This window comes from Streptomyces swartbergensis (assembly GCF_002148965.1).
Taxonomy (GTDB): Bacteria; Actinomycetota; Actinomycetes; order Streptomycetales; family Streptomycetaceae; genus Streptomyces; species Streptomyces swartbergensis.
Genome location: NZ_NGFN01000453.1, coordinates 1 through 5882 on the forward strand (window position 1 = coordinate 1; position 5882 = coordinate 5882).

The window sequence follows — 5882 nt, forward strand, 5'->3', positions numbered from 1 at the left end:
GCGTTGAGCCTGCGTTTCGTGATCGGCACAGTCAAGGGCGTTCCGGGAACCACACGAAGGGATGACCCGACACCATGCGTATCGCAGTCTTCGGCGCCAACGGACCGACCGGCCGCCACCTCACCGACCAGGCCCTCACCGCCGGCCACGAGGTCGTCGCCGTGACTCGCCGCCCAGGCTCCCTCCTCCCCGGGCGGCCTGGCCTCGCCGTGGCCGTCGCCGACGCCACCGATCCGGCGGCCGTCGACGCCGCGATCGCCGGGACGGACGCCGTCCTGTCCGCGCTGGGCGCGCGCTTCAGCAAGGAGACCATCACCACGTACTCGGCGAGCGCCACGGCCATCACCGGGGCCATGACCCGGCACGGCATCAAGCGGCTGCTCGCCGTCAGTTCCAGCATCGCCGACCCGAACTGGCGTCCCAGCGGAGCGCACTTTTTCAACTATGTGCTCGACCCGCTGGTGAACCGACGCCTCGGCCGCACCCTCCACGAGGACATGCGCCGCATGGAGGCCGTGATCCGTCAGACGGACCTCGATTGGACCCTCGTCCGGCCCTCGGGCCTCTTCGAGCACCCCGTCGTCACGGACTACCACGCCGCCGAGACCAGCGCTGACGGCGTCTTCACCGCCCGTGCCGATCTCGCCGCGAGCATGCTGCGCGAGCTGGAGGAACGGCGTTATGTCCGTACGGCCATGGGCGTCATCACCACGGCTGTGAAGCCGAACATCGCCAAGCTGATCTGGCACGAGGGAGTGAAGAAGAAGTGAGCCGGGTGACTGTCGAACTCCCGGCCGCCACACGGGCATTGCTCACTAGCACTCATACGGCCACCTTCACCACCCTCCGCTCCGCCCCGACGGCACCCCGCACGTCACCCCGATCCGCTTCACCTTCGACGCGGCCACCGGCCCGGTCCGGGTGACCACCCCGGGCGCGAGGCTGCCGGGGTCGTGCCGTCCGATCGCGACCGTCTGACGGCTCAGAGCTGGGTGGTGAAGAACTGGGCTACTAAGTGGCAGAACCAGCACATTCTTCAAGCTCAGCGGCGAGCTCGGGGTCGGGCCGAGGAATGGTGCCGTAGTCAGCGTCGTCGCAGACCTCCAGGCGGTATACGGCCTTGGTGAGGGTGCGGGAGAGGCGGATGTGGGCACGCCAGGTTTCACAGGACTCAACGATCAGCCACGCCTTCCCCGCTTCGGCTTCGCCGTTGGGTGCCGGATCCGTACATGGAACCGGCAGGTTGGGCCTGGTGTTGTTCAACGTGCTGAAGTGATGCAGGGTTGGGGTGTGGTCTTCGGCCGCCAGGTCGGTGGCCCACTCCCGCCAGTGCTGGGCGTCACGGAGTTCGCTGTAGTGCAGGTGATGGAGGTACAGGCAGTACGCTGCGGTCGCCGCACCGGCGCCAGCAGCGAAACTCCACCAGAAGCGGGCGGCTTCATCTTTGTCGGCAAGGTAGAGCAGGCAGGCGAACGCGAGAGCCCCGTCCGGCTCGATCCTTATGGGATCGTCGACCAGCAGACCCATCGCCGCCACAGCGGACTGGTCCCCGATCACGTACGCAGACAGGGCATCCAGCTCGTGTGCGGCACGTTCGTGCAGCGCCGTCAGCCCGCCCTCGTCCACCTCCCCCGGCTGAGGGATCATGCCGGGCGCGGGGGTCCGGTCATCGGCTCCCCAAGCGGTGCGGATCCGCTGGGCCCGCTTCTCCAGGGACAAAGCGCTGTCCCACAGCACGCGACGGGCGATCCGCTCCAAGCCCGCCCGCTCGTCGAAGTTGTCGTATTCGTCGGCCAGGACCTGGGCCCGGGCCAACTCCCGTTCGATGCGAGGCAGCCGCATCACTCCTCCTCGTCGGTGGACCATACGATGCCCAACTCCCTGGCCGGCCTCCGCCGGGCACCGCGCAGATGCGATCGGACCGTCCCGCAGTCGATTCCCATCAGCCGGGCGATCCGGCGCTGCGGGATGCCAAGCACGTAGTGCAGCACGATCACGTCGTAGTGCCGTTCGGGCAGGCGGGCGATGGCCGCGTACAGCCCCGGACTGGACTCCAGCGTTTCCAGCCGGGCCCGGGTCTCCTGCCGCACGCGGGCGAACGCAGCCGTATCCACCAAGGCCAGGGACCGGCTCTGGATCTCCAGCCGGACGGCGACCTCCTGCTTGAGCGTCGCCCACGCCTTCGCCATGTGGCCCGGCGCAAAGACCCGTCCCGACGTGGTCCGCGTCCGCGACCTTCTCCGGGCAGCCGCCCGCACCTGGTGAACTCACCGAAGCAGCACCGGCCCGCGCAAGTCTTGGTCCCCACCCCGGCGGCCACGAAGGCCGCCGCGATGGCGCCGACGGAGGTGCCGGCGACGCGCTGGAAGACATCGCCCTCCTCCAGCAGGCCGATCACTACTCCCGCGGCGCCCAGGCCACATCCCGCCGCCCTCCAGGACGAGGTCGGCCCTGAGTCCCTCTGCCGTCCCGGCTTCCTCCTCACTCCCGCCCGGCGACGTTCCAGGGTGAGAAGGCGTTCTTCACTCCGGCCAGTGCGGTCCGCAGATCCGGGTGGTGGCGCAGCAGTACGGTCCCCATGGTGTTTTCGTCGATCCAGCGCAGTCCAGCCTTCGAATAGACCTCGGGCGTGTAGTACTCGGTGAAGAACCGATCGCTGTTGAGCCGGCGCGAGGCCATGAGGATGAAGATGCGGAACGCGGTGTCGCTGAAGGCGAATCCGGCGGGGAGTTTCTCCGCGTACAGGCCCACGGTCAGGTCCACCTTCTCGATGTCGCCCCCGTAGACCCGCTTGATCTGCTGGGCCCAATCCCGGTTTTCGGTGAGCTCCTCGAAAGTCGCGGCGGGCTTCATGCGCAGCAGCCGGCGGAACTCGTTGTAGCGGGGGACACCGAGTTCCCTGCTGCGCAGGATGTCCGTGGCCGCGAGGTCCTGCAGGTTACCGTCCGGCCGCTCGAACTCTTGCAGGAACTTCGGGAAGTTGTGCATGGTGACCAGGCCCGGGTGCAGGGTGCCGAAGCTGTAGAGCAGGTCACGCATGGGGACGGTGTCCATGACTTTCAGTGCCTCGGGACCGGCGAGCTCGCGGAAAGTGGCCTCCCGCAGCGTCGCGTCGTCGGCCGCGGCCCGCAGGTGCCAGTCGTCGCGGACCAGCGGGTGCATGCGGTAGACGGCGACGAACTCCTCGGTGAGGCTGTACGGAACGTTGTAATGGTCGGTCTCGGCACCGGGGATGCCGCTGATCACCTCGGAGTTGCTGATCCGCCCGAAGAGGTTGTGCACGCGCTCGCCGGCGAGTCCCCACCAGTTGGTGCGCAGCGCGGTGACGGTGGTCGGGTGACTGATGACTGCAGGGGTCCATTCCACCGTGTGGATCTTGGCGAGGAGGGCGGCGTTGATCAGCCGGGCGCGCTGGAAGAGCTCCTCGTCGTCCCAGCCGGGGTACTGCGCGTGAAGGTGGTCACAGATGGCGTTGTGTTCCTTGGTGAACAGCGTCTGCATCATCGCGAGCCCCAGCCAGAAGCCGGGTACCCGGGACGGGTCGCGGTCCGGGTCGGACGGGAAGGGTGTCCGGTCGTCGCCCCATAGACGCAGCTTGCCGTTTTCCCCGGTGCGCAGGACACGCTGCTCCTCCTCGCTCGACCCGTAGATCTGGGAGGCGTCCCACCAGTGCGAGGAGACGTTGACGCGCGTGTCGGGGGTGCCCGCCGGGGCCTGCGGGTCGCGTGTGGGGTCGTCGGGGGTGCGCATGATCTGCATGGGCCGCTCGGGCCAGGGGTCGTCGTCGCGTAGAGGGACGGTCCACGGCCGGTCCGTGGGGCTTGTGCCGTGGCTGAACCAGTCGCGCACCATGAACTGCAGCCAGGCCGCCACGAGGGAGTTCACCATCTCGGCGGGGATGAACTCTTCCCGGGTGAGCAGTTCGCGGCTGACCACGCGTGGGTTGGGCGAGGAGAGCACGTCGGCGGCCGAGACGGGAGGGATCTGCTCCAGCGGGATGTTGCGGCCGAAGCGGGTGCCGGCCATGCCCATCTGCGGCTGCTCGAGGTCGTTGTAACTGCCGTCGGCCGTCCGGTTGACCAGGTATGCCGTGCCGTTCTGCGGTGCCGGCTCAGGAACGTTCACCGCGGGGATCCGGTTGGTGTCGTGCAGGTTCTCCTGTCGCAGCTTCACCCGCAGCCCGAGCAGGGTACCGAGTCCGAGCGGGCGGGGCAGTTTGTCCCAGCCGATCCTGCGGTCCAGGAACTCGGCGACGCCGGTGACGACGCGCCAGGGCAGTGTGCGTCGGTAGCCGGACCTCGCCTCGCCGGCGGACGGTCGCTGGTCAGTCATCGGATCCTCCTGGCGGACGGTTCGACGGTGCTTGGTTCGTTGGGTGGCATGGCTTCGGCGAGGATCACGTCACTGGCCTTCTCGCTGATCATGTAGATCGGAGTGGCGACGAAGAATCCGGGGATTCGGGGGAAGACGGAGGCGTCCACGACACGCAACCGCTGCACGCCGCAGACCCGGAACCGGTTGTCGACGACTGAGGCGGGATCGTCGGGACGCCCCATCGGGCAGGTGCAGGACGCGTGGTGGCCCCACGCCTCGTCCTGTACCCAGCGGCGGATCTGCTCGCGGGTGCGGACACCATCGCCGGGCCACAGCTCCTTCTTGATCATGTTTCCGGCGCGGCGGTTCATGCCGCGCACGAATTCGACGGCGTCGACCATCGCGTCGAGGTCCGCGCCGTCCTTGTCGGTGCCCTCCGTGAAGTAGTGGAAGTTCACCTGCGGGGTGTCCCGGGGATCGGCCGACCTCAGGCGAACCCGCCCTCCTGTGTTCCGCGTCCCGGCCTTGAGGACCGCCCAGGTGAAACGGTCCTTGCGCAGTAGTCCGTCCTGGGAGTAGCCGGGGTAGTAGCCGCGGAAGTCGGCGGGCAGCCCCAAGACGAACAGGTCCGGTGCGTCCAGATCGGCACGGGACTTGCGGGTGATGCCGACGACGGCTCCGTTCGTGGTGTAGAGCCCCTTGCCGCGCTGCCAGTCGCGATAGCAGCGGTCGGGTGGCGTGCCGGGCTCGGGCGCGTGGAAGGAGCAGCCTCTGATGATCGGGAACTCCCGGGCCATCTCGCTGACCACGCCGACCTCGTAACGGTCCTGGAGGTTCCGGCCGACGCCCTGCCGGTCGACGCGCACCGGGATGCCGTGCCGCTCCAACTCGTCGCGCGGGCCGATCCCGGACAGCATCAGCAACTGCGGGGTGTTGAAGGCGCCAGCGGCCAAGATCACCTCCCGCCGGGCCAGTACCAGGTGCGGCGGCGCGAGGTGGGGGTCCCCGTCGGCCGCGGGATCGGCTCGGTAGGCGTGCTCGTGGGCGAGGTACTCGACGCCGACCGCCGCCTGGTTTTCGTCCAGAACGACTCGGGTCACCAGCACGTGCGGCCGTACGACGAGCCGGTCGGGGTACTTCTCGCGTACGGCCGCGACCCGCTCGCGTACGGCACTGCGCCGCCCGTCTGCAGTGACGGACATGGGAATCTGCCACAGGCCTTCGAGCGCCTCGGTCTGCACGCGCCAGTCATTGGGGTCAACCAGCGCACCTAGGTGTGCTGTTCGGACAGGTTGGTGACGCGGCTGGCTGGTGTTTGGCCGCTGATGCCGGTGTGGGGTCGGTGGTAGTTGTACCAGTCCAGCCAGTCGGGAAACGCTGTCTGTCGTTCGGTGTCTGAGGTGTAGGGCCGCTGGTAGGCCCATTCATCGAGCAGGGTGCGGTGGAAGCGCTCGACCTTGCCGTTCGTCTGCGGACGCCAGGGCCGGGTCCAGCGCGGGCCGATGCCCAGCTCACGGCAGGTGTCCCGCCAGGTGTTCTTGGTGTAGGCCCAGGCATTGTCGGTCAGG

At 68.4% G+C, this 5882-nt stretch carries 6 protein-coding genes; 1 reads left to right on the plus strand and 5 read right to left on the minus strand.

Translation table 11 applies throughout. The annotated features are described in order from the left end of the window. The first annotated feature begins 74 nt into the window (after positions 1–74). Positions 75–770 carry an NAD(P)-dependent oxidoreductase gene (locus tag CA983_RS39635; protein WP_086605543.1) on the plus strand — a complete coding sequence of 232 codons (696 nt, stop codon included), beginning with the start codon at positions 75–77 and terminating at the stop codon, positions 768–770. A gap of 241 nt (positions 771–1011) precedes the next feature. Here CA983_RS39635 and CA983_RS39645 read toward each other — a convergent pair whose 3' ends face one another. The 5 genes from CA983_RS39645 to CA983_RS39665 form a co-directional block, all read right to left on the minus strand. After that, complete coding sequence (locus CA983_RS39645) at positions 1012–1842, minus strand: hypothetical protein (RefSeq protein ID WP_086605544.1); 831 nt, start codon at positions 1840–1842, stop codon at positions 1012–1014. Continuing rightward, positions 1842–2189 (minus strand): sigma-70 family RNA polymerase sigma factor, encoded by a 348-nt coding sequence (locus CA983_RS39650; RefSeq protein ID WP_086605545.1) that lies wholly within the window; start codon positions 2187–2189, stop codon positions 1842–1844. The genes CA983_RS39645 and CA983_RS39650 overlap by 1 nt, the downstream gene beginning before the upstream one ends. 292 nt (positions 2190–2481) lie before the next feature. Continuing rightward, positions 2482–4332: a peroxidase family protein gene (locus CA983_RS39655; RefSeq protein WP_086605546.1), complete on the minus strand. Its 1851-nt coding sequence runs from the start codon at positions 4330–4332 to the stop codon at positions 2482–2484. Next, positions 4329–5555, minus strand: coding sequence for a GMC family oxidoreductase (locus tag CA983_RS39660; RefSeq protein ID WP_208637139.1), 1227 nt, complete (start codon positions 5553–5555; stop codon positions 4329–4331). Before CA983_RS39660 ends, CA983_RS39655 begins: the two co-directional genes overlap by 4 nt. A 29-nt stretch (positions 5556–5584) precedes the next feature. Next, on the minus strand, positions 5585–5882 hold a 298-nt coding region (locus CA983_RS39665), incomplete at its 5' end, for an integrase core domain-containing protein (protein ID WP_143645523.1).

Bases quoted from the DNA above. Each gene is read 5' to 3' on its own strand.
- CA983_RS39645 (WP_086605544.1), bottom strand. From the start codon at position 1,842: ATGCGGCTGCCTCGCATCGAACGGGAGTTGGCCCGGGCCCAGGTCCTG.
- CA983_RS39635 (WP_086605543.1), top strand. From the start codon at position 75: ATGCGTATCGCAGTCTTCGGCGCCAACGGACCGACCGGCCGCCACCTC.
- CA983_RS39650 (WP_086605545.1), bottom strand. From the start codon at position 2,189: ATGGCGAAGGCGTGGGCGACGCTCAAGCAGGAGGTCGCCGTCCGGCTG.
- CA983_RS39655 (WP_086605546.1), bottom strand. From the start codon at position 4,332: ATGACTGACCAGCGACCGTCCGCCGGCGAGGCGAGGTCCGGCTACCGA.